We start from the raw sequence: 23,247 nt of genomic DNA on the forward strand, positions 1-23,247 counted from the left end.
CGTTAGCACTCAACTTTTCGGCAGCCGGTAAGAATCCTGGAATTTTCTCAGAATGATTTCACAATTTTCTGTCAAACGTCCCGATTTGATTCGCCTTCACGAAGTTGTTTCAATCCCACATGCGTCTCTTTAAGATAGAGAAAGGTACCGAGGGGGAAACCGATGTCGTCGTTTCGCAAGAAATCCGTCATAACGACCCAAGTTCTTCTGACATTGGGAATTATCATGACTTTGGCGACTCAGTTTCAAAACTGCGCGGGCGCGAAGTTCGATCAAGATCCCAATGATCAAGCTCAAGGTCGTCCCGAACCTGAAGTGCCGATCGAAGAGATTTTCAAAACCCTCAAGCCGGCCCTGGCCGTGCGCGGAATCGGTTGCTTCACTTGTCACGCGAACATCAACGCCTCTATTATTACGGACGCGGGCTTCGGCGATCCCTTCTATCGCAAACATCTGTCGACCTACTCGAAGTTTGGTTTCGAACAGATGAACTCGTTCCCGAGTAAACACACCATCTACATCCCCGAAACCGGCGACAACTTGGCGGACTACCTGAAAGGTTCGAAATCCTACACGGTCGAAAAACGTGATCGTATCCACATCGGCGCGCCGACGGCGGCGGAGCTGCGCGCGGCCGCCGGGGGCTCGGCCCTCAACTACCAGAAAAGTTCGGACTCTTCCCCCAACCTCAGCGGCGTGACCGGTTCGGGCGGAGCCTATATCGCGACCGGCAACGTCCAATGCGACGGCGATCTTTTCGTGGAGGGATCGATCCACCTGAAGGCCGCGACCATCAAATCCAATACCGGTTGCCGCATTTACGTGACCAAAGCCGCGTTCATCACGGGTGGCTTGAAGGTACAAAGTGTCGGTAGCGGTTCGGATCACAACCTGCAAATTACCGCCGCCCTCGGCATCGCGCTCGGCATGGACTACAATGCCGTCACGGCGAACAATGACCCCACGAATCCCCACCTGTACGGGCACCCCGACGACGTGGTTCCCATGCGCGGTTACGCGAGCGTGATCTCGTACGGCCAAGCCATGGCCAGCGAGGCCTTGAAATTCACGGGTCTGACCCATGCCGACAACGAGACCGGTGGTCGCAATCAACCGATGAGCCGTCTGCTGCTGAACGCGCCCCGCGTGGATAGCCTTTATCGCGGTAACTTTTCGGGCGTGATCATCACCGAAGTGGCGATGATGTCTGTCGGAAGTTTCTCTTATAACTACGACGCCGTTTTCATGCGCGTTCCGATCTTGCCGAAAATTTCGAACGCGACCTACCTCGACGTGAAGTAAGTCACCGGGCAAGATGCCCGTGACTTCCGGGCGGTGACCGATGGTCCCTCCCTCGACCTAGGCCGCGCGACGTGCCGCGGAGGGCCGGAGCTTTTCCACAATCGCGCCTATTTCTCCCCAGCGGTGGATGGCATATCCACTGCAATCAACTCTCGTGTGCTGAGCTTTTAACACGGAGGGTTTTATGGAGGAGTTTTCTATTCAATACCGCGGTTTCACACCCGCGAATGCCACGAAGCAGTTCTTTCAGTCGTTGATCCGCCGGATTCAGGACGACGCTCCGGATTGCTCATTCATCCGGGCGAGCTTCGCTCACGATCAAGGTGAATACAAAGGCATCATCAACATCAATTCGGAAGCCGGACGCTTCTTAAGCTTCGCCCAAACCGCCGACCCGAAAGAGTTGGGGGTGCAGTTGTACGAAAAGCTCCGCGAACAACTCAACCAATGGAAAACCCGCCGCTTCATGGATGAAGAGGTGACCCATGGTCAAGCTCAATAGCCATCGCTGGTCCGCCAAGCTCAACCAAGTTTACATGGCCGTCGTCTTCATGGCGCTGGTGACCGTTTCATTAGGCATGGACGTCTTGTGACCGGTCGGACGGGGCAACCATCGTCACCCCGTCGATAAAACCAAAATAATTTCCAGGAGGGATTCAATGCAAATCGGTGAACTCATCGAAAGCCATGCCGAATCGTTATTCGCATCATCGGCAAAGAATAAAACATCCAGACTTAAATTTCGTCCCGGGGTCATCAGCATGGATCCCGACGGAGAGCACTTTCATCTCGTCACTCCCGAGGGGGCCCGCCTGCGCCTGAATCCCCGCCTCAACCGCGAAAGCTTAGAGCATCTGCGCGGTCAACCGGTGCGCGCGCTTCTTCGCGCGAGCCCCTGGCCGCTCGAACGTCCCCATCACATCGCCCCTCTCCCCCACGCTTCAAGCCCCGCATCGAAAACAACTTACGATGTTCTGTTTATTGAAACCGCGAGCGAACATGAAGCATCGACGATCAATTGATCCCGACTCAGAGACTGGTGCGTTCGAATTCGAGGGTTTCCTCGGCACCACTGGCGACACCGCGGCGGACGCTCGGCACGGGCTCGGCGCCGACGAGCGGCAGATGCCGAAGCTGAATGCGCTGGCCGGAATTGACGACGATCTCGCTGGCGAAAGTCTCCCCGCGCGCGGGGAAGCGTCCGAACGCCCCGCACTCACGACCGGTGACCAATTCGCGATCTCCCATTCTCAGTTGTGCGAGTTCGCAAGGGTCTTGTTGGGCCTCGGCGCGGGTCAACCCCCAACCCGGGCTGATCGCCATGATCTCGACTTCGTCCACACGCAAGAGCAGCGGTCGAGACGAAGCATCTTTGACGAGGAGCTCTCCGACCTCCACGCGACCGCGGTAAATCACCTGACCGCGGATCTCGCGGCAAAGGGGTTCGAGGGGAATGTTTTCGATGAGCTCCATACGACCGTCTTGAAAAACCAGACGGCGTTCACGGGCGCAGTGTCCCGCCAAGAGCGGATCGGGAGTGCGATAACTGCCGTCGAGCAGACGCTCGACTTCGCGACTCCGCACGGGCGCGGCCGAGAGCGGGTTGGCCGTCCCGGACTCGGGGATTTTGGGTCCCAAGGGACTACTGGCGCAGCCACCAAGAACGAGCCCAACGCACATCAATAGCGGGCCGAGAGCAGTTCGTATCATCACGGAAGGTAGGTTTAGCAATGCTGACGAAACACACGCAACTCAAATATCTGAACCGCCGCCTCGACGAAATGGCGAGCCTTGAGGACCTGCTCGAGCAAAAAAATTTCCCGGAGGCTTCGCGTTTAGCCCGATTGGTCCGCGGGAGCGCGCCTTCGCTCCGTTTCGAAGGCCTGGCCGAGCTGGCCGCCCGCTTGGAAAACGCCTGCCGATTCGCGCCCGAGCCCGTGCGCGGTCACGAAACCCGCGCCGCCTTCGTTCGCTATCGGCAACTCGCCGGAGACCTAAGGGATTCGTTCTAAAACCGGAGCTTCCGGCGCACCCAAAATCTGTAACGGCGCCACGCGCGGGCGGCGCCAACTTTCGACCTGATCCACCAAGCGACGCAAAGTGAAAGGTTTCTGCAAGGTGAGCGTCAGCCCCAATGCGACCGCGCGATCCTTCAAATCCGGATGCGCCGAAGTCAAAACCACCCGCGCGTCTTTCGGGATCAAGTTCTGCGCGAAAGCCCGGCGCAAAAACTCTCCGCCCGTCATCCCTGGCAGATCGTGATCCACGATCAACAGCTGCGGCTTCAGCCCCTGCTGAAGGGCTTCCATCGCCTGGGCGCCGAAGGCCATGCTCGTGACTTCCGTGCGGTCATTGCGCAAGGTTTCGTCCATCACCTCACGCAGATCTTCGTCGTCTTCCAGCAGCAGAATCGTCAGCTTCTGATCGGGCCCCAGCTCGGCCACGGATTCAAGACTGGTCTCTTCCGGCAAGTGGGGAATCTCGAACCAGAACTCGCTCCCCTTGCCGGGCGGGGACGACACGCCGATCTCGCCCTCATGTCCGCGCACGATTTCCCGCGCGATCGAAAGCCCCAAGCCGGTCCCGAATTTTTGCCGGTCCGGAGCCTGCCAGAATTTAGTGAAAACCAGTTCACGCTCGGGCTCGGGAATCCCGGGCCCCTCGTCGGCGACCGCGAAGCGCAAACCACGCTCGTTTTCCGAGGCGACGATCTGCACATCCGAACCGACGGCCGTGAACTTGATCGCGTTCGAAATCAGATTGGAAAGAACTTGGTGAATCCTCTCACCGTCGAAAGTCTGCTCGTCCGACTGCAAACGCACATCGAAGTGAAGACTCACGTCACGGCTTTGCGCAATCGGCGCGAAGACGTCGTGCAGATCGGCCATCAACTCATGCACGGATGTGCGATGAGGGGAAATGACGAATTTCCCGGCCTCGATCTTGGCTTGATCCAACACATCCCGAATCAGCCGATCCACACGGACGACGGATTTACGGATACGTTCGAGCAAAACATGATTGCGATCCCCCTCGGTACGGGTCCCCAGGTTTTCACCCAGGAGCTGCAAATTCAGCGTCATCGCGCCGAGCGGGTTTTTCAGATCATGCGACACGATCTCTAAAAGCCGTTCCCGGTCGCGCACGGCCCGCTCGGCCTGACGGCGACTCTGCTCTTCGATGCGTTCTAAGCGGGCCTCACGGATCGCGCGGAGGACGACCGAAACCAGGCGTTTCAGATTCGATTTGACCAAAAAGTCTTTCGCGCCGGCCTTCATCATTTCGACCGCGACCTCTTCGCCAATCAGCCCCGAAATCACGACGAGCGGCGGATTCGGCCCCGGCCGGGTCGCCAAAATTTCGAGCGCCGTTTCAGCGCCAAAACCCGGGATCAACATATCGCTGATCACGGCGTCGACCGCCCCCTGAGCGAGCGCTTCGCGAAACTGCTCGGCACTTTCGGCAAGTCGCCATTCGCAGGCGACCCCTTGTTTCACGAATTGACGTTGAATCAAAAGCACGTCCGCTTCGGAATCTTCCAATAAAAGAAGTTGCAGCGGTGCGGGGGTCGTCACGGTTCGGCCTCGGGGTTGAAACGCGCGGGCCGCGACGGCGCCGCGGGCTCGAGATTTTGAATCGTGTCCGCCGGGCCTTCGTTCAGAATCAGCCAGTACAAACCCAGCTGACGGATCGCCTCGATGAACGTATCGAAGTCGACGGGCTTGCGCACATACGAGTTCGCGCCCAGAGCGTAACCCTTGGCGATGTCGCGCTCTTCTTTCGAAGTCGTCAGGATGACGACCGGAAGGACCTGCGTGCGCGGGTTCGTCCGAATTTCCTTTAAGACCTCAAGGCCATCGATCTTCGGTAACTTCAGGTCCAAAAGCACGATCTGCGGCAGCGCCGGTGGAGTCTCGGACAGATCCGCACCCCCGACGGCTAACCCCAGATAGGCCAAGGCCTCGGCGCCGTCTCTCGCGACGTGGACGTCATTGGCGACATTGTTCTTTCGCAGAGCCCGGAGGGTCAGGAGCTCATCCTGCTCGTTGTCCTCCACCAAGAGAATTGGTCTCAACATTTACACCCCATATCCATATCCCAACCCAAAAACTGCAAAAAAACGACGCTCAGGGACTGGGAATTTCTCCATACTAATGTTCTATTTTTCCCTATTCTGTGGCAAAACTCCCCAAAACGAGCTGGCAATTTAGGGCACCCGGCTTGCTATGACCTTTTTGTGTCATTCCGCCGCGAACCCAGGCGTTTCCCCAAAACGCCGACCTAAACGAAGGAGACCTCAATGCTTTCACTGAAGAAACCGGCCGGACATCTGCTCTTTATCGACGACGATGTCGACCTCCTGGAAGTGATTCGCGACTACTATCGCCCCCGCGGTTACCGCGTGGATCTTGCCGAATCTGCCTTCCAGCCTTTGGAGCGTTTCCGTCAAAGCCAGAACTCCGAGAACCCCTACGACGTGGTCATCTGCGATTTGAAGATGCCCAAGTTCGACGGCCTTGAGTTTATTCGTGAAATGCGCTCGCTGTCACCGACGACCCCCATCATTCTGATGACCGCGCATAGCTCCATCGAACTCGCCGTCCAAGCGGTCCGCGAGGGAGCCTATGATTTCGTGAATAAACCCTTGAACTTCTCGCAACTGAGCGTCGCGATCGAGCGCGCTTTGTCGCTTCGCAAAATTCAGTCCGAGAACGAAACGCTCCGCTCCGTTGCCTCGGCGACCAAGAGCCTGGACGGAATGATCGCGCGTTCGCCGAATATGTTGAACGTGATCAACTTCGCTCGCCGAATCGCGAGCTCGGAAGCGAACGTTTTGATCCAAGGTGAATCCGGGACCGGTAAAGAAGTGATCGCCCGCGCGATCCATACGAATAGCGCTCGGGCGAATGGTCCCTTCGTCGCCATCAACTGTTCGGCGATCCCGGAAACACTTTTGGAATCGGAGCTTTTCGGTTACGCGAAAGGCGCCTTTACCGGCGCGCAGGATAAAAAAATCGGCCTCTTCGAAGAGGCGAACGAAGGCACCTTGTTCCTGGACGAAATCGGAGATCTGAGCCAGCCGCTCCAGGCGAAACTCCTGCGCGTTCTGCAAGAGCGTCAGATCAAACGCGTCGGCGAAAACCAGTACCGCCCGATCAACGTGCGTATCTTGGCCGCCACCCACAAGACTTTGGAAACCGAAGTCCAGAAGGGAAACTTCCGTCAGGACTTGTTCTTCCGCTTGAACGTCATCCGGATCGACATTCCCGCCTTGCGCGATCGTCGTGACGACATTCTGCCGCTGGCCGATGTCTTCCTGAAAAAATTCGCCGCGAAGAACGGATCCATGGTGCGCGGGTTCTCGAAAGAATCGCAAGAGTACCTCTTTGGCCAAGACTGGCCCGGTAACGTGCGTGAACTCGAAAACGCGATCGAGCGCGCGGTCATCCTGAGCCAAAACGACTTGATCCAGCCGCAAGATCTGCCGAGCTTGTCCAATTCGCGCCCGCTGATGCCGATGAACGCGGCGGCGGCGACCGAACCCGCAAGCAATGCCGCAGGCAACTCGAGCCAGTCGTGGACGACACCCGGCACTCACGCGCCGAATCCCATGCCCTCGCTCCCCGCTTCGGCGCAACCCACGACGATTCCCCAGACACCGGTCCTTCCTGCAGCGCCGATGGGAACGCAAATGGGATCACCGATGGGCAGCCACATGATGCCGCAAATGCCCGGCGTCCCCCCGTACTCGATGCCGAATCACTACTTCGTCCCCAGTGAAGAGGCCGCGCTGTTCCTGCCCCTGCAGAATCGCGAAACCGAAGATTTGCCCACGCTGAACGAAATCTCACTCGACTACGTGCAGTTCGTCCTGAAACGCGTGGGCGGAGTCCGTGAGCGCGCCGCCCGCGTCCTCGATATCGATCGTAAGACTCTGTACCGCAAGATCGACGAATATAAGCAGCGGACCGCTCCGGTGAGCGAAACCCCCGCGACTCCCCCGACGGGCACCGGCGGAACCGAAAAGCGCAACCCGAATGCCGGCGGCGACAAACGCTCGGAACTCAACCACTAAAAATGGAAACGGCACCTTCGATTTCGAAGGTGCCGTTGAATGATTGGCAAAGCTTAAGTTTCGATGCCATTTGAGACTTAGATTTTTTTTGGGGGGGAAAGGGGAAGCCGCTTGGCCTCCCCTTTCAATTTGAGGGGTTGGGGTTGTCTGACGGAAAGCAGAAGCGAAGAGTATGCCAAAGACTCCTTGTCTAAAATGGGAGAGAAGTGGGTAAAATCTCGAGTCCCTCAACTCGAAAGCCCCCACTCACCGCGAAGGAATTATGGATTTTAGCTCCAAAGACACTCTTCTCCGTTTCGTCCAGATCGGACTCGTGATCGTCATCTTGATGCTCATTTGGCCGTTCGTGATGCCGATCGCGCTCGCTTTCGTGTTCGCGTCGCTGCTGTGGCCCTACGCCCGCGACGAATGGCGCTTCGTGAAATCGAAAGTCGCCCGGGCCGCCATCCTGACGATCGGCTTCGTCACGTTGATCCTCGGTCCCGTCTTGTCGTTGATCGGCGCCGGCGTCTTCGTCCTGCAAAAGAAAATTCAAGAGGGCGCCCTCGATCAGATCGACCTGCAACCCGGCCACTGGATGCGCGATATCCTGTCCAGCGAGCGTGTCGAAAAAATCCAGGCCGCCCTGAACATCGACGACGAGCAACTGCGAACCTCGCTCATGTCGATCCTGCAGAAAACCCAGTACGTCGTTTTGGAGTTCCTGCAGTCGATTCTGACCGGCGCCCCCGCCGCCGTCATGGCCTTCATCATCATGATCTTCTGTCTGTTCTGGATCCTGAAGGACCAAAACCAAATCGAAGCTTGGCTTTATAAGAACTCGCCCCTCAAACGCAAAGAGACGAACTATCTGGTCGACACGTTCCGTACGGCGAGCGTCTCGGTCGTCATGGCGGGAATCCTGAGCGGCCTCGCGCAGGCGACGATCATCGGCATCGGCGCCGCGGTTTCGGGTCTGGGGAATCCCTGGGTCGCCGCGACGATCGTTTTCTTCGCTTCGTTCTTTCCGTTCTTGGGCTCGGGCCTGGTTTCGATTTCGTTGATCGTCATCGGGGTCGCCACCCAAGATATCGAAGGTCTGCTCTTCTTCCTGCCCTTTGCCGCGATTTCTTCGATCGCCGACAACATCATCTACCCCCTCGTCGTCGGTGGACGTGGCGAGATCAACCCGCTGATCTCATTCCTGGCGGTCATCGGCGGGATTCAACTTTTCGGGATCTTCGGGATCTTCCTGGGCCCCGTGGTGTTCATTTTGTGTCTGCGCGCCCTGAGCCTGCTCTCCGGGGAACCTATTCCCGAAGTCGGCGCGGAAGAACCGGCGCGCCCGTGGCGTGAACGCCTGCGCGAAATCATGCCCGATTGGCTGAAGAAGAGGTTGCGTTTCTAAATGACGGAGTGGTTGAAGTTCTTCAGTACCGAGGGTTTGTTGTCGGTCGCCGAGGCTTTCGGCGGACGCGCGGACCTATGGTGGCCGCTCGCCTTGGGCGATCTCGCGCTGGGAGCCTCCCTCCTCTTCGTCGCCGTCAGTTGCTTTTTTCTGTACCACCGCATCCGCGTTCGCGCTTCGGGCCTGCTCCTCCTGCTGGCGTCGCTGCTGGCCCTGCTCGGGGCGACCCATTTGGTGTCCGCATGGCTTTTGTGGACGCCGGTGTTCTGGCTTTCGTCGCTCTTAAAAATCGTGACGGCGGGCACGGCCGTGGTCGCCGCTCTTTGGATCGCGCAAGTCTGGCCGCAAATCGTAGAGTTCGCGGTCACCGTGCGTCGTTTCGAATCCTACAACTCGCGCATCGAACGCCGCCACTCCCGCGCGCTTTTCACCGACAAAGGTTTCGAAAAGCTCTTGAACCGCTCCGTCTTTTTGCCGACGGCGCTCGCCCTCGTATTGATCGCGGTTTTCACCTCGCAGATCACCTATCTCGTGTACGTGAAGGGCGAGGTCGCCGAAGCTACCCAACGGATTTCGTACATGCACGCGCTGCAAAGGAACTTCGTCGACGCCGAGTCGGCCCTGCGCGGATATCTATTGACGGGAAAAGCCGAATACCTGCAGCCGCTGGAAAGCGCGACCAGCCGCACCCCGCGGATGTTGAACGATCTCATGGTGCTGAACAAAGAGCACGCCCTGGTCCACGCGAACCTGCAAAAGCTCGCCTCGAACTTCATCGAATGGGTGGACATCGCCAATCCCCTGATCGAACGTCGGCGTAAGGGTATTCCCTACCGCAATTCGAACGTCGAAACTTACCACCGCGAGCTCATGGATCAATCGCGCGCGCTTTTTTCGGAAACGATCCGGCTGACGGTTCGCGAGCGCGACGTGTACAGCGACGACGCCGATCAAGTGACCCATCTGTTCATCTTGGTTTCCGTCTCGCTCGCGGGACTCATCGGCTTGGGGCTCGCGCTGTGGTCACGCAAACAAATCACCTCGTTGTCCGGTAACTACGCGCAGGCCCTCGAAACCGCGCGTGAACTGAATGCCCATCTTGAGCAGCGCGTTTCCGAACGCACCCGCGAATTGTTCGAAGCGAACTCTCGACTGGCCGCCGCGAATAGCGAACTTGAGGCCTTCTCGTATTCCGTTTCGCACGATCTACGGGGTCCCTTGCGCGGAATCGACGGTTTCAGCCAAATTTTGATTGAGGACGAAACCGGACGGCTGAGCCCCGAGTCCCAACGCCACATCGGCTTCATCCGCGACGGCGTCCGCAAAATGGGCCAGCTGATCGACGATCTTTTAAATCTTTCGCGCATCTCGAAGGCGGACCTGCAAGCCGAGAAAACCGACGCCGCCGGCGTCGCGCGCGAAGTCCTGGCGGATCTGCGCGAAGCGCACCCCAACCGGAAGGTCGAATACTTCGCGGATGCCGAGATCCCCGTGCGCGCCGATCCGGCCCTGCTGAAGATCTTGCTGCAGAATCTGCTCGGCAACGCGTGGAAATTCACGGGGCGCATCGAACACGCGCGCATCGAGGTTCGCGGCATCGCCGATGTCGGCGCCACGGGCTTCAAAGTGATCGACAACGGCGCGGGCTTCGATATGAACTTCCAGGCGAAACTCTTCCAAGCCTTCCAACGCCTGCACTCCGCAAAAGAGTTCGAAGGCACCGGCATCGGCCTCGCCCTGTGCCGCCGGATCGTCCAGCGCCACGGCGGTCGCATTTGGGCCGAAGGCCAATTGGGCCAGGGCGCGACGATTCAAGTTTTATTTCCCACATCACCCGAGAACCACGTGCGCCCGGGATTACCGAAATCGGAGATCCCACCCGAAACCCACGCCTGACGCATGTCCCCAAAGACGTTCACACTATCCTCACGCGGCTTTTCCGCGATACAGGGAGCGCTCCAACGAGGGGGTCGGATGTTGCGTGCGGGTGTTTTCGCGGTCATGGGTCTTTGGGCAGGTTTGGCGTTTGCGCAGACCACGGCCACTCCTCTCGGACAAGAGAGCCGCACCGGCCCGATCAAAGAACAGACGAAATTCGAAGAACCCCACATCCTGTCCGACCCGAAGCTGCGCGCCGAAGAGGGTTCGATGTCGCGCTACTCGATCAAGTTCAACCTCTCTTACTACGGCCCCACGCTGGGCGACCTCGGCGCGAAAGACCAACCGAATCCCGATGGCAGCGTCGGGATGTACGCGACGGCCCTCGGCGGTTCGGTCAGCGCGCGCTACCGCACCAGCCCCACCCGCGCCCTCTCTTTCGGCACGGGCCTGAAAGCGATCTACCCGCTTCACGGCATCGAACGTTTCGACGTGAACAATCCCTATCTGTCCTACGATATGTCGAGCCGCTGGGGAAATTTGCAAATGCGCAACTCCCCCGGCATCAACTACATCACCGTCCCGAACTACAAAAAGATCGGCGAGTACGCGGCGCTGAACTTCGGCAACTCATTAGTTTATGACTTCGCGGGCACGGACATCGCCGTGGGACTGGAAACCGACTTCGGATACTACCTTTACGACCGTGAGTATCGCCGCGAAGACGGCAAAGCCAGCCGCTTCACCTTTTCGTTCGGACCGAATATCAAATATCGCTTCACCGAAAAGTTGAACGTGAACGCGCGCATGAGCGTGAACTTCTGGAACCCCCGTTCGCTCGCAAACGAATGGGCTTTGTGGAACCGCTCACCCACCATGAGCGTGGGTTTGGCGTACGGACTGACGAAAGAGATTTTCATCAGCCCGTATCTGTATTTCTATCCGAACCGGATCACCACCGACAGCGTCAGCATGAATATGTCGACGATCTTCTCGATTCTTTAAAGTCTCAAGAACTGGGGCAGCTTTTGCCCCAGGTGTTGGCGCTCGAATCGCCGACGCCAAAGTGCAGCGACGTGCTCGAGTAGTAGCCGATCGCGCGCAGTTTTCCTTGGCGACGGTACTGGCACAAAAGACGGAAGGCTTTTTCCTGGTCGGTCTTCGTGCAGAACTGCACGTCGACCGAAGTCCCGAACGGATGACGTCCGGCCGCCCCGCCGACATTGGCGTTGTAAGGCTCGGGTCTCCACCAGTTGTAAATCCGGCAGACGCGCACGCCTTGCCCCTCAAGATCTTCAATCAGACGAACCGCGCGATACGCGTAACTCCAGGTGTTTTCGTCCGGATGAATCAGCTGGTGCACCTGACTTGATCCATAGGTACAGCTGAAGGTCGACCGGCTATCGGGATTGGGACGCACGAGCTGCGCGCACCACGGGGACGAATTCGTCGTCGTCGCGCAGTTCTGCAGGAAACGATCTTTTTTGGTGTTCCCCAAATTGACCTGCGCCTTCTGCGAACTGCTGGCCGCCCGGCAAGCCATGGGACGCGCGAAGGCTCCCCGCGCGGTCAATTCAAAGTCGTCCTCGATGAAACTTTCGGCCCAAGGATCGGCGTGGCCCGGGCTCAGAATGGATCCCCACTCCAGTGCGGCGTGCTCCATATCCGAGTGCCCCTCGTGGGCTTCGGCCAGATTGAAGATCATCAACGTGATCAGCAAAGTCAGCGCGGCTAGGCGCAGATGTTTAAACATGGGGTTCCTCCTCCGTGAGAAGCGGGAAAACCGCTCCAGACTTGCCTTTCGGAGTTGGCCGTTCCGCACTCGAGGAACCCTGACGAAATCCCGACGTCTTCCCGACGAAAGGGACGCATGAAAATGAGACAGCCGACGCATCACACGCAGGTGTTATGTTGCGCGGGACGATAGGTTTGGGAATCCGTTGCCGCCCCGGAAGTCGGAGCGGTAAAATGGAGCTTCACAGGAGTCCACCATGAGCCAACGCCAAGTCCTCGCCGCCTTTGCCATCACTCTTTTCACCTCGGGATTCGCGGTCGCGCAGTCCGTGGAAGTCGACCTGAAGATCAGCCCCGCCGGTTCTTTCCAAGCGAAGACCTCGAAGATCTCGGGAAAGGCCAAGAAAGAGGGCAGCAAGATTGTCGCGAACGGCGTGAAGGTCGACTTGGCCAGCCTGTCGACGGGCATCAAATTGCGCGACGAGCACATGAAGGACAAATACCTCGAAGTCGCGAAACATCCCCAGGCGGAGTTGACCGTGGGCGCTTGCGAAGGCGGTAGCGGCAAAGGAAAACTGAAAATCCGCGGTATCGAAAAAGACGTCAGCGGCAAGTGCGCGGTTCGTGGCAAGAACGTCTTCGCGGAGTTCGAAATCAGCCTGGCGGACTTCAAGATCGAAGGCATCCGCTACATGGGCGCGGGCGTGAAGGACAAGGCGACCGTCAAGGCGCTGGTGCCGATCGAATAACTAATCTTCTTTCACGCTGATATCGATATCCAGGATGGGCGTCGTCCGGCGCGGGCTCATCCGTAGATTCATCGGCGGGCGGCCCGGATCGGCCTTCAACCCACGACCGAGCTTGTGATTTTTGGGTTTCAGCGGACGCGCGGGATCGACGCTCGCCGGTTGACGGCGGGCGGGCTTCAAGTTCACGGACATCTCGGTTTCCGCAAGAGCCATGTCGGCGCTCAAAACCAGGCACAAAATCACGAACCAGCGCATAATTCTTCATCGGCCCTAAGGGCCTGGTTTTGAAGTCCGATTTTGCTCTGATCCTGACTTCAACTAAAGTCCAGGTCGATAAGCATTGCCCGCTCCCCGGCCCCGCCGCTACCATTTTCAGGTGATCCCACTTCGCGCTTTCGATCCGGCCGCGGCTCCGTCCTCGCTCGCCCTTACGGGTGAGTTCGATATCCTCAAAGAGGGACAACTGCGTCTGCGTTTCAATTTGAACGACGCCTTGGGCGTGCTGGTCGATGCGCCGCGGGCACGCGAGTTTTCCCCCGCCGATTTCCGGCGTGCCGATGGACTATGGCAAAGCACCTGCTTCGAAGCTTTCTGGAGCGCGCCCGGTGAGCCCGGGTACTTTGAAGTGAATATCGCCGCCGATGGCCGTTGGAATCTGTACCGCTTCGATGACTACCGCACGCCCCAGCCGCCGATGGCCGCTCAAGACTTCGAGCTGATCCAACTGCAAACGCGGCCCGACTTCGTGGAGGCCACGCTCGCAACCCGACTGCCCGCGCGCGCCTGGGAAGTTTCGCTGTGCGCGGTTCTGCGGACTCGCGAGGCGGGCCCGTTTTATTTTTCCACCCACCACTCCGGACCCCAACCCGACTTCCACCGACGCGACAGCTTCAACCTGATCCGCCGACCCTAGCGAGGCTTCATGAAACTCGGACTCGAAATTTTTCTGAACGATAAGCAACTACATCGCGAGCTGAAGGGCCAACGCGTTTCGCTGGTTTGCCATCCCGCTTCGGTGGACCAAAAACTGAATCACGCCTTCGATTTGATTCACGAAAAAATCGGACTCGCGAGCGCCTTCGGTCCGCAGCACGGCGTGAAGGGTGAAAAGCAAGACAACATGGTCGAAAGCGACGACCTGATCCATCCCACAGCTCAAATCCCGGTCTATTCCCTGTACGGAAAAGTCCGTCGCCCCACCAAAGAGATGATGGACAGCTTCGACGTCCTGCTGTTCGATCTGCAGGATCTGGGCTGCCGGATCTACACCTTCATCACGACGCTACTTTACGTGATGGAAGAGTGCGCGAAGTACGACAAACGTTTCATCGTGTTGGACCGCCCGAACCCCATCGGCCGTGACGTCGAAGGCTTTTTACTTGAGCCCGGCTGGGAAAGTTTCGTCGGCGCGGGGCCGATCCCCATGCGCCACGGCCTGACCGTGGGCGAGCTCGCGCTTTATTTCCGCGATCATTTCTCGCTCGATCTGGATCTGACGGTCGTGCAGATGCAAGGCTACAAACCCAACGCGAAACCAGGTCACGGCTGGCCCGCTTCGCTGTCGTGGGTGAACCCTTCGCCCAACGCGCCGACGCTGAACATGGCGCGGGCCTATCCCGGCACCGTGATGATCGAAGGTACGACTTTGTCCGAAGGGCGCGGCACCACCCGCGCGCTCGAGCAGGTCGGCGCCGCGGACATCGACTTCGCGCGCGTTCTGGAGCTCATGCGCAAAAAAGGGCCCTCCTGGCTGAAAGGCTCGATCCTGCGCGAGTGCTACTTCCAACCGACCTTTCACAAATTCCAGGGCCAGCTCTGCCACGGATTCATGTTCCATACCGACGTGCCCGGCTATCGTCCGCGCGACTTCAAACCCTACCGTGTGGTGAGTTTGATGCTCAAATGCGTGCGTGAACTTTATCCCCAGTACCCCATCTACCGTGACTTCGCTTACGAATACGTCGAAGATAAATTAGCGTTCGACGTCATTCATGGCGGTCCCCGTTTGCGCGAATGGATCGAGAGTCCGCAAGCCAAACCCGCGGATCTGGAAAAGCTACTTCGCCGTGACGAGAACGCCTGGAAGAAAGAGTACAAGCGGTACTTCCTCTATCGGTAAAAGGCGGTTCCCATGTCCATCCAAAATGAAAACGATCTGATCGCCCTTCGCCGGATCGGCAAAATCGTCGCGACCTGCCTGAAGCATATGGGGTCTCAGCTCGAACCGGGCATCACGACCTTGGAACTCGACGAAATCGGACGGCGTTTTCTGGAACTTCACGGCGCGACCTCGGCCCCGAAACTGACCTACGGCTTTCCGGGCCACACCTGCATCAGCGTGAACGAAGAGGCCGCGCACGGTCTCCCCGGCGCCACGGTCTTAAACGCCGGCGACCTCGTGAACATCGACGTCTCGGCCGAACTCGGTGGCTATTTCGCCGATACGGGCGGCTCCTTCATCATCCCGCCGGAGTCCCAACTGAAACGCCGTCTGTGTGATGTGGCTTTCAAGGCTATGAATCGTGGCGTGCGTGAAGCACGTGCGGGCGCCAAACTGAATCTGATCGGCAAAGCTATGGAGTCCGAGGCCGAACGCCACGGCTTCACGGTCATCGAAAACCTGGGCAGCCACGGCGTGGGCCGCGCGCTGCACGAAGAACCCAAGTTCATTCCGGGATACTATGATCGCAACGACCGCCGTGTCCTGAAGCACGGTCAGGTGATCACCGTCGAACCCTTCGTCTCGTCGGGAGCCTTCGAGGTTTTCGATAAGGGCGACGGCTGGACGCTGATGACCGAAAGCGGCGTCTTCACGGCCCAGTATGAGCACACGATCGTCGTGACCGACCGTGAGCCGCTGATCATGACCTTGATCGCGTAACCGTTTTTACTGACAATTCGTACCGGGAATCTGGATCGCGTCGCTGATGCTGAACGTGCGGCCATCGGCGGCGTTTAAGTAAGCGCCGCCGCCACTCGCCGCCATGGTGGCCAAGCGGTTCTGGGCGTCGCTGTTGCTGACCCCGTAATAGATCGTGTTGAAGCTCACCTGACCGGGAGCGAGCTCTTGAATCGACTGAATGGACGAGATCAGCTCGGCGGTATCGACCATGGGATCGGGACGTCCGTCCGAGATGAAAACGACGACATATTTCGTATCGCCCGAACGTCCCGAATCATTCGCGATCGTTTGGTAAATCCGCGACAGCGCCGCCGCGTAGGGCGTTCCGTATTCATCCTTCAAACCGTAAAAACTCGAAATCGCGGCCGACATTTGCGATGACGCCGTCGAGAAGCGCGGATTGCTGGGCGAGCCGATCAACGAATATGACGACTCGTCATTGAAGGTCAGAAACGACCAAGCGAAGTTCGAACGCGAACCGTAAGCATTGAAAAACTTTTGGATCGCCCCACCGCGGCGGGATTTTCCGATGTCGTTTCCGGGAAGCGCGTTTCCACCCGAATCGTAGTGATCGACGTTTGAACCCGAAATATCCACGCTGAAAACGACCTTCACCGGGACGTTCACCGTGCGCAAGATATCGGTGCACGTCAGCCCCAGGTCGCCATCGTTGTCGAGGCCACCGGTCTTATCGCCTTGCCCGCCATCGTCGGCAGAAAAATTTTGCTGCGAGCAGGCCGCCGTCGTCATGACTAAGAATGCGATCAGAACGAGTTGTTTCATGTTTCCCCCTGAAACAATACCGGAACCCCGTCTCTCCAATCTAGCACCGGCGCACCACTCTTGAATGGAGAATGCGTGGAAGACCCGATCATTCTCAAACTGAGCCGATCCTCCCGACGAACTTTTGGGCGATCCTGCGTCCGATGTCAGTCCAGAAATTCCGGCCCCCGGGGCATCCTGTATTCAGGGGGAAACATGGCGCGGACACTGAAGATTCTGATGCTCGCGATGCTGGGGTTGGGACTCACGGCTTGTAAGCCGGAAGGCACGACCGCGGTTCAGCGCACGGCGAACGAAAAGTCGGCGATCGCATCCGTGCACGCCGCGTACGCGCGCAAACTTCCCGGCTGCGCGGTCACTCTGGGTATTGAAAATTACTGGAAAGACCGTTTGCAAAATGACGGCGGCGCGGAAGCGCTCGACACGGCGTTGGGGGAAATCGCGAAGTCAAAACCCGCCTGCATGACCGGAGTGCACGTTCCGCTCGCCGCACGCGGAGAGACCTACGCGCCGTCAACCGATCCCGCCCTTCCCGACTACGTCATTTCGCCCGTGGATTGCCCGGGACGTCTTTTGGGACTGACGAGCGCGGGTTACGTCTGTAAACGGGCCCCGGTCGAACCCGTGACCCAAGTCGCTTCGACCGAAGGCGAATACATCGACGTCGATCCGAGCGTGTTCGAAAGCTCGAACACGCTCGGTGGGGTTCAATAATTACTTCTTTTTCGCGGCGGCGGGCTTCACGAACTTCAAGGTCATGCGGTCGCTTTCACCGATCGCCGCGTACTTCGCGCGGTCCTTGTCGCCGTCACGATACGACGGCGGCAAATTCCAAACGCCTTGGGGGTGGTCCTTCGTGTCTTTCGGATTGGCGTTGATCTCGGACTTGTTCACCAATTTGAAACCCGCCTTCTGCGCCAAGCGGATCACTTGTTTTTCGGTGACGTAGCCGTTCTTCGCCTTGGGGTCTTCTTTCTTTTTCGCGTTTTCACGATGTTCGACGACGCCCAAGATTCCGCCCGGCTTCAAGGCCTTGAAGAAGGAGTCAAACGCGGCCTGCGCCCCGTCCGCGGTCATCCAGTTGTGGACGTTACGGAAGGTCAGCACCATGTCGGCCGAACCGGCCTCCGCGATCGCGACTTGCGTCGGCGGCGCGAAGTCCGTCACGGTGATCTTGTCTTTGAGTTCGGGACGCGCGCCCACGGTCTCTTGAAATTTGCGGCCGCCCGGATAAACGCTGACCGGCGTCGCCGCGGCGATGTAGCGCCCCTGCGTCGCCAGATACGGCGCCAGGATCTCGGTGTACCATCCGCCACTCGGCGAAATCTCGATCACCGTCATGTTCGGCTGCAGGCCGAAGAAATCGAGGGTTTCTTTCGGATGGCGGAAAGAGTCGCGCTCTTTATTCACGGGCGTACGGAAGGGGCTCGCGAGCGCTTCGTCCAGCGTGGTCGGCAGAGCATAGGTTTCGACCGGGGCGGGGGTTTCCGTTTTCGGCGCGCCCGCGCAACCGACCAAGAACGCCAGGGACAAGATCCAGTACTTCATCATCGTGAACTCCTTTTCGTTTCGAGTCTGAAACGTTAACGAGGAATCCACGTGATGGCAAAAAATGAAAACGCGACGACCGAAGGGTCGTCGCGCGTCATCCAATTCACAATCTAAATCACGGACCGTTTCAATTAGCGTTCGAACTTGAGCACGTTATCGAGCGCTTGCTCGAGATCACCCAAAGTCGCGGTCGAAGGCATCGCGCACTCGATACGCAGACCCACGCTGTTATGGATGATGCTGTCGCCGTGACGCTTCAGAATCAGAACGACCTCGCCGGCTTCAAGGCGCTCGGTGTCCGCCGCGACCATCACCTGCAAACGTTCACCGGCTTCCAGTTTCGTGACCGAGTAATTCATGTTCTGTTGAGCCACGATACAACGGTCGTTCGAGAGCGCGATTTCGCGAGCACCGAGCAAAGAAATCACCTCGAGCTTACGCGACAGGGTCGCCAGTGTACGGTCATCCCAAAACGTCCGTTGGAAAATGTACGCGAGCGTCGAAGTGGTGCGTGTGCCCGTCAGGACGTTCAAACCCTGATCTTGCTTCAGCGCCCGTTTACCGCAGCGGCCGATCTCGAGCTTCACGAAGCCCTCTTCGTCGGCTTTGTTGACCGGGCGACGGTTACGCAGCTCGAAGCGGACCGTATCCGTCGAAGCGATATATTCCATCATTTGAACATCGTGTTTTTCTTCGGCGTCGACGCGCGCGCTTTCGTTCAAAATATCATCCAACGCGTCGATCGCCAGATCGGGATTCCCGGCGAAACAAACCTTGTTCGGAATGTCGCGCAGGTTGTACACGAACGCGTAATAGAAGCCCCAGAAACCGGTATTTTCGTTTTGATTGCGGCCCGCGTTCAGATCTTGACGGTAACGGGTCGAAGAGTAGCCATTGACCGAGATCCAGCCCGTTTTCTCTTGCGCGAAAGCCGGCGGCAGCGCCGCGAGAAGAGTCGAAGCCAGGGTGATTCCACCAACAATGTGACGCCAATTCAAAGTTGCCATGAGGATATTTCCTTTCAAAGTTTGGGACCGGGAAGGGCTATTGGAAGGTCCGTGCCGGAATGAATGTGCCCTGGGGATGCGTTTTTGTAGTTTTGATCTGTCAACGGGTTGGTCAGGGAACGGCCCACGGCAGCTTTTAACCCCTCCTTAAGATCTCGTATTTGACAGGAGGAGCGCTTCCGCGAGATGCCTGTGCCGATGTCTGAATCCCCTTCCGCCCCAGAGTTAGCGCAGGCCCTCGCGGTCCTGGAAAAGCTGAACGCAAGCCCCTCGGCCATGAGCGAATTGCCCACGGCTTTGCGCGAGGCCCTGATGCGTGAAGCGGGACGCTTTTCCCGGCCGGATCGCAATGAGCTTCGTCTACGCAACAAAGGGATCGACAAAGCCCGGCGCGAAAAATCCCAGGCCTCGGACCGTGAGGTCCGCCGCAGCACCGGCATCCGCGAAGCCCGCCGCGAAACGGTCTTCACCGCGCCGGAACGCCTTTTGACCGCGACGACGGTCAACGACGCGGACGACACCGGGCCCGAGCTGAGTCAGGCGCAGAAGTGTTACGTCTGCAAAGCGCCGTTCGTGAAGATCCATCACTTCTATGATTCAATGTGCGCCGAGTGCGCCGACTTGAATTACCGCAAACGTTTTCAATCGGCGGATCTACGCGGCCGCGTGGCTTTGATCACGGGTGCGCGCGTGAAGATCGGCTACCAGGCGGCGCTCATGCTCTTGCGCGCGGGCGCGCGGGTCATCGCGACGACGCGTTTTCCCGTGGACGCCGCGGAACGTTTCGCGCGCGAGAAAGACTTCGCCGCGTTCGCGGATCGTTTGAGCGTGCGGGGCCTGGATCTGCGGCATACGCCGTCGGTCGAAATCTTCGCGAACTCGATCCTGCACTCCGAATCGCGTTTGGATTTTCTGGTGAACAACGCGGCCCAAACGGTGCGGCGCCCCCCCGGATTCTACAAACATCTGCTGGCGACGGAAACGGCCGCCTTTTCTTCCCTTCGTCCCGAGGTGCGCGGCCTCTTGCGCGAACACGAAGGGTGCGTGGCGCAATTGAGTGGCGTGACCTCGACCTCGGAGAAGGCTTCCGATTCGGAAGTGGCGGCGATGCCGACGACCTGGCAATCACAGGCCGCGGCGGCGGGGCTTCACTCTTCGGCGCGTTTGTCGCAAATCCCCTACTCCCACGACCATGCCTTGGTGGCGGACGAGGTTTTCCCGCAAGGAGAACTCGACGCGGACTTGCAGCAGGTCGATCTGCGCGGCGTGAACTCGTGGCGTTTGGGTTTGTCGGATGTCGCCACGCCCGAAATGCTGGAAGTTCACCTGGTGAACGCGGTCGCGCCCTTCGTTCTGTGTTCGCGCCTGGCCCCGTTGATGAGACGTGAATCCACGGGCGATCGCCACATCGTGAACGTCAGCGCGATGGAGGGAAAGTTCACGCGCTACACGAAAACCGACCGCCACCCGCACACCAATATGGCCAAGGCCGCGCTGAACATGCTGACCCACACTTCGGCGAAGGATCTGGTGAAAGACGGGATTTACATGAACGCGGTCGACACCGGCTGGGTGACGGACGAGGATCCCGCCGAGATTTCTTTGCGTAAGCAGCGCGAGCACGACTTCCAACCGCCGCTCGACATCGTCGATGGCGCGGCCCGCATCCTGGACCCCATCTTCGATGGGCTCAATACGGGAAAACACTGGTGCGGCCAGTTTCTGAAAGACTATCGACCGACGGAGTGGTGAGGATTTTTTGACGTCCTTTTTGACGCTTTCCCGCCGAAGCGTTCCCACTCCGCCCCAAAATCGAAAATTTCGTAGGTCCTCGGCCGCAAGCGATGTTATCCTAAAGAAGTCGACGCGACCTTCGTCCGCGCCTTTTTCCGATTCTCGTTTCTTCTGTTTTGCTTCTGAACTCGCGATGTCTGCTTTTAACCGAAGGAGATTCCCGTGGCTGCTCAGATCATTTCTTTTCGCTGTACCCTTCGCAGTCGGACCGGCCAGTTGATTAGCTCGTCCGTTAGCCGCGACGTCCTGACCGATGTTCCCGGGCAAGAGGGACCGCTGCCGGGCCTGGCCCGTAAACTGGTCGATCTCAAAGAGGGCGAACTGCGCGAAATCATCGTTCCCGCGCAAGATGCTTATGGCTACTACGATCCGGAAAAGCTGATCACGATCCCCCGGCACGACGACGCACGCGCGCCCCTGCACATCGGAGACACGGTCTCGGTGGTGGATCGCGATGGAGTGGCCGGGAACTACCGGGTCGCCCGGATTTTAGGAGACGCCATCGAACTCGATGGGAATCATCCTTTGGCGGGACAGGATTTGGCTTTCGAAATCGAGGCCTTCGAAGTTCGCGATGCGACCGCCGAAGAAATCGAGGAAAGTCGCAACACTCCGGAAAAAACGGGACTGCACTAAGGCGCGGGTCTCTGGAAGCGCTTAAGGCGCTGGTTTCTGCGAAGCGCTTAAGGCGCTTCGACCAACCCGTTACAGACCGGGTGCTGCTCCATCACCGCGAGCGCTTCGTCACGGGACAGTTCGACCGAGGCCAACCAACGTCCCTGATCTTGGCGGGAAACCAAACCCGAATGGGTGACGACGTAGTTCAGGCCCGCCGCGTGAAGAAGTTCCGATCCGGGCTCTTCTTGAAGGGCGGCGACTTCGCAGACGACTTCCACTCCGTTCGGCGAAACCGCCGTCTTGTAGGCAATGCCGTCATCGTGTTCTTCGGCGCGGAACTCGGCTTCGACGCGCTCTTCACAGGCCGCGCGATCATTGAAGCTCGCGTCCGTGCAGATGCCGCTCGCGAAACCGAGCGAAGGCAGGATTGTGAAAAGGGCGAGAATGATTTTCGACACGACGTTTTTCATGCCCTTCCCTAGTGCAACCGTGACGCCCGTCCGTGATTCGAGAATTCAATCACTTCCGCTGCGCGAGGCTGTGCAACTCGTCCTGCGGCGCCCAAAAGCGGCGGGTTCGTGATTCCCGCGTGAAAAGCGTTTCTCATTCGGGAACGTCTCGATTTAAGATCGAAAAATATGACCGGCGGCGACTGGAAAGACTTTTACGGAGCGTGCATCGCGGGAAACTTTCCCGTCGTGCGTTACCACATCGACCATGGGATGAACCCCAACTACCAACATCCCGAATTCGAAGTCACCGCGCTCGTGACCGCGATCCTGAACGGTCATTCCGAAATCGCGCTCTATCTTTTGGAAAACGGCGCGGACCCCCGCCTGCGTTCGGACTTCGATCAGCTCACCCCGGAACAAGCGTCGCTGCGTCGCGAAGATACCGCCGTGCTGAGCGCCCTGCGGGACCGCGGCGCCCTCACCTGGCGCTCCTGGCTTTGGCGCTTGAAAGGACCCCGTGCTGGTTAAACTCCTGCGGGCGATCGCCGAGCGTTCGCCCACGTTCGTGATGCGGTTGTTCTTCAACCTTTACCCGCCTTACCTCGGCGCGGGCATCCAGGTGGACGAGATCTCGAAAGACCGACGTTACCTCCGGGTGCGCCTGAAGCTGCGCTTTTACAACCGCAACTACGTCGGCACGCAGTTCGGCGGCTCGATCTACTCGATGACCGACCCGCACTATATGTACTTGCTGATCAATAATTTGGGCCCCGACTACGTCGTCTGGGACAAGGCCGCGCGGATCGACTTCATCAAACCCGGCAAAACCCACCTGACGGCGGAATTCCGCATCGACCAAAAGCTTTTGGATACGATCAAAGAGCGAACCGCCACGGGCGAGAAGTATATTTTCGATTTACCGCTCACGGTTCACGACGACCAACGACAGATCGTCGCGGAGCTTTCCAAAACGCTCTACGTGCGGCGTAAAAGCCCGAAGGCCTAAAGGCAAGA

The 23,247-nt window shown here is 58.5% G+C and carries 26 protein-coding genes; 17 read left to right on the top strand and 9 right to left on the bottom strand.

Features of this window, described 5'->3' with window-relative positions:
- Positions 1-162 precede the first annotated feature (162 nt).
- The 3 genes from KF767_04865 to KF767_04875 all read left to right on the top strand — a co-directional run bounded on the left by KF767_04865 (position 163) and on the right by KF767_04875 (position 2,324).
- Positions 163-1,302 carry a hypothetical protein gene (locus tag KF767_04865; protein ID MBX3017198.1) on the top strand — a complete coding sequence of 380 codons (1,140 nt, stop codon included), beginning with the start codon at positions 163-165 and terminating at the stop codon, positions 1,300-1,302.
- A 184-nt stretch (positions 1,303-1,486) separates the two neighbouring features.
- Positions 1,487-1,804 (top strand): hypothetical protein, encoded by a 318-nt coding sequence (locus KF767_04870; protein ID MBX3017199.1) that lies wholly within the window; start codon positions 1,487-1,489, stop codon positions 1,802-1,804.
- Between the two features lie 259 nt (positions 1,805-2,063).
- Positions 2,064-2,324, top strand: a complete 261-nt coding sequence (locus tag KF767_04875) for a hypothetical protein (protein ID MBX3017200.1) — start codon at positions 2,064-2,066, stop codon at positions 2,322-2,324.
- A 7-nt stretch (positions 2,325-2,331) separates the two neighbouring features.
- On the opposite strand, the gene KF767_04880 is transcribed toward KF767_04875, so the two are convergent.
- Positions 2,332-2,940, bottom strand: a complete 609-nt coding sequence (locus KF767_04880) for a hypothetical protein (GenBank protein MBX3017201.1) — start codon at positions 2,938-2,940, stop codon at positions 2,332-2,334.
- A gap of 92 nt (positions 2,941-3,032) precedes the next feature.
- On the opposite strand from KF767_04880, the gene KF767_04885 reads away from it, so the two are divergent.
- Complete coding sequence (locus KF767_04885) at positions 3,033-3,314, top strand: Hpt domain-containing protein (GenBank protein ID MBX3017202.1); 282 nt, start codon at positions 3,033-3,035, stop codon at positions 3,312-3,314.
- On the opposite strand, the gene KF767_04890 is transcribed toward KF767_04885, so the two are convergent.
- Together KF767_04890 and KF767_04895 are read right to left on the bottom strand one after the other, a co-directional pair.
- Positions 3,297-4,877 carry a response regulator gene (locus KF767_04890; protein MBX3017203.1) on the bottom strand — a complete coding sequence of 527 codons (1,581 nt, stop codon included), beginning with the start codon at positions 4,875-4,877 and terminating at the stop codon, positions 3,297-3,299. The genes KF767_04885 and KF767_04890 overlap by 18 nt on opposite strands.
- Complete coding sequence (locus tag KF767_04895; GenBank protein ID MBX3017204.1) at positions 4,874-5,380, bottom strand: response regulator; 507 nt, start codon at positions 5,378-5,380, stop codon at positions 4,874-4,876. The genes KF767_04890 and KF767_04895 overlap by 4 nt, the downstream gene beginning before the upstream one ends.
- Before the next feature lie 222 nt (positions 5,381-5,602).
- On the opposite strand from KF767_04895, the gene KF767_04900 reads away from it, so the two are divergent.
- From KF767_04900 to KF767_04915, 4 genes are all read left to right on the top strand, one after another.
- Positions 5,603-7,378: a sigma 54-interacting transcriptional regulator gene (locus KF767_04900; GenBank protein ID MBX3017205.1), complete on the top strand. Its 1,776-nt coding sequence runs from the start codon at positions 5,603-5,605 to the stop codon at positions 7,376-7,378.
- 262 nt (positions 7,379-7,640) lie between these two features.
- Positions 7,641-8,765: an AI-2E family transporter gene (locus tag KF767_04905; protein ID MBX3017206.1), complete on the top strand. Its 1,125-nt coding sequence runs from the start codon at positions 7,641-7,643 to the stop codon at positions 8,763-8,765.
- A complete protein-coding gene (locus KF767_04910) occupies positions 8,766-10,661 on the top strand; it encodes a CHASE3 domain-containing protein (GenBank protein ID MBX3017207.1) in 1,896 nt (631 codons plus the stop codon).
- Positions 10,662-10,739: 78 nt separating this feature from the next.
- Positions 10,740-11,648, top strand: coding sequence for a hypothetical protein (locus KF767_04915; GenBank protein ID MBX3017208.1), 909 nt, complete (start codon positions 10,740-10,742; stop codon positions 11,646-11,648).
- Positions 11,649-11,652: 4 nt separating this feature from the next.
- Here KF767_04915 and KF767_04920 read toward each other — a convergent pair whose 3' ends face one another.
- Positions 11,653-12,396: a hypothetical protein gene (locus tag KF767_04920; GenBank protein MBX3017209.1), complete on the bottom strand. Its 744-nt coding sequence runs from the start codon at positions 12,394-12,396 to the stop codon at positions 11,653-11,655.
- Between the two features lie 238 nt (positions 12,397-12,634).
- Here KF767_04920 and KF767_04925 point away from each other — a divergent pair, with 238 nt between their 5' ends.
- Entirely contained in the window at positions 12,635-13,126 is a 492-nt protein-coding gene (locus KF767_04925) for a YceI family protein (GenBank protein MBX3017210.1), read from the top strand.
- Here KF767_04925 and KF767_04930 read toward each other — a convergent pair whose 3' ends face one another.
- Positions 13,127-13,381 carry a hypothetical protein gene (locus KF767_04930; protein ID MBX3017211.1) on the bottom strand — a complete coding sequence of 85 codons (255 nt, stop codon included), beginning with the start codon at positions 13,379-13,381 and terminating at the stop codon, positions 13,127-13,129. It lies immediately after the preceding gene.
- Between the two features lie 121 nt (positions 13,382-13,502).
- Here KF767_04930 and KF767_04935 point away from each other — a divergent pair, with 121 nt between their 5' ends.
- Genes KF767_04935 through map form a run of 3 tightly spaced genes read left to right on the top strand, consistent with a single transcriptional unit; the run spans position 13,503 to position 16,007 of the window.
- On the top strand, positions 13,503-14,039 hold the full coding sequence (locus tag KF767_04935) for a DOMON-like domain-containing protein (protein MBX3017212.1): 537 nt from the start codon (positions 13,503-13,505) through the stop codon (positions 14,037-14,039).
- A gap of 9 nt (positions 14,040-14,048) precedes the next feature.
- Positions 14,049-15,245, top strand: a complete 1,197-nt coding sequence (locus KF767_04940; GenBank protein MBX3017213.1) for a DUF1343 domain-containing protein — start codon at positions 14,049-14,051, stop codon at positions 15,243-15,245.
- Positions 15,246-15,257: 12 nt separating this feature from the next.
- Positions 15,258-16,007 (top strand): type I methionyl aminopeptidase, encoded by a 750-nt coding sequence (gene map, locus KF767_04945; protein MBX3017214.1) that lies wholly within the window; start codon positions 15,258-15,260, stop codon positions 16,005-16,007.
- Between the two features lie 6 nt (positions 16,008-16,013).
- Here the strand turns inward: map and KF767_04950 are convergent, their stop codons facing one another.
- A complete protein-coding gene (locus KF767_04950; GenBank protein MBX3017215.1) occupies positions 16,014-16,811 on the bottom strand; it encodes a VWA domain-containing protein in 798 nt (265 codons plus the stop codon).
- A 195-nt stretch (positions 16,812-17,006) separates the two neighbouring features.
- Here KF767_04950 and KF767_04955 point away from each other — a divergent pair, with 195 nt between their 5' ends.
- Positions 17,007-17,525, top strand: a complete 519-nt coding sequence (locus KF767_04955; GenBank protein MBX3017216.1) for a hypothetical protein — start codon at positions 17,007-17,009, stop codon at positions 17,523-17,525.
- On the opposite strand, the gene KF767_04960 is transcribed toward KF767_04955, so the two are convergent.
- Together KF767_04960 and KF767_04965 are read right to left on the bottom strand one after the other, a co-directional pair.
- Positions 17,526-18,362: a class I SAM-dependent methyltransferase gene (locus KF767_04960; protein ID MBX3017217.1), complete on the bottom strand. Its 837-nt coding sequence runs from the start codon at positions 18,360-18,362 to the stop codon at positions 17,526-17,528. It abuts the gene before it with no gap.
- A 131-nt stretch (positions 18,363-18,493) separates the two neighbouring features.
- On the bottom strand, positions 18,494-19,369 hold the full coding sequence (locus KF767_04965) for a hypothetical protein (GenBank protein MBX3017218.1): 876 nt from the start codon (positions 19,367-19,369) through the stop codon (positions 18,494-18,496).
- A 198-nt stretch (positions 19,370-19,567) separates the two neighbouring features.
- Here KF767_04965 and KF767_04970 point away from each other — a divergent pair, with 198 nt between their 5' ends.
- Both KF767_04970 and KF767_04975 read left to right on the top strand, forming a co-directional pair.
- A complete protein-coding gene (locus KF767_04970; protein MBX3017219.1) occupies positions 19,568-21,121 on the top strand; it encodes an SDR family oxidoreductase in 1,554 nt (517 codons plus the stop codon).
- A 204-nt stretch (positions 21,122-21,325) separates the two neighbouring features.
- Positions 21,326-21,799, top strand: coding sequence for an FKBP-type peptidyl-prolyl cis-trans isomerase (locus KF767_04975; protein MBX3017220.1), 474 nt, complete (start codon positions 21,326-21,328; stop codon positions 21,797-21,799).
- 47 nt (positions 21,800-21,846) lie between these two features.
- On the opposite strand, the gene KF767_04980 is transcribed toward KF767_04975, so the two are convergent.
- On the bottom strand, positions 21,847-22,251 hold the full coding sequence (locus KF767_04980; protein ID MBX3017221.1) for a hypothetical protein: 405 nt from the start codon (positions 22,249-22,251) through the stop codon (positions 21,847-21,849).
- A gap of 168 nt (positions 22,252-22,419) precedes the next feature.
- Between KF767_04980 and KF767_04985 the strand changes: the two genes are divergently transcribed.
- Both KF767_04985 and KF767_04990 read left to right on the top strand, forming a co-directional pair.
- On the top strand, positions 22,420-22,761 hold the full coding sequence (locus KF767_04985; protein MBX3017222.1) for an ankyrin repeat domain-containing protein: 342 nt from the start codon (positions 22,420-22,422) through the stop codon (positions 22,759-22,761).
- Positions 22,751-23,239: a DUF4442 domain-containing protein gene (locus tag KF767_04990; protein ID MBX3017223.1), complete on the top strand. Its 489-nt coding sequence runs from the start codon at positions 22,751-22,753 to the stop codon at positions 23,237-23,239. Before KF767_04985 ends, KF767_04990 begins: the two co-directional genes overlap by 11 nt.
- Positions 23,240-23,247 lie beyond the last annotated feature (8 nt).

Source organism: Pseudobdellovibrionaceae bacterium, from assembly GCA_019637875.1.
In the GTDB taxonomy this organism is placed as follows: Bacteria; Bdellovibrionota; Bdellovibrionia; order Bdellovibrionales; family Bdellovibrionaceae; genus JAHBUW01.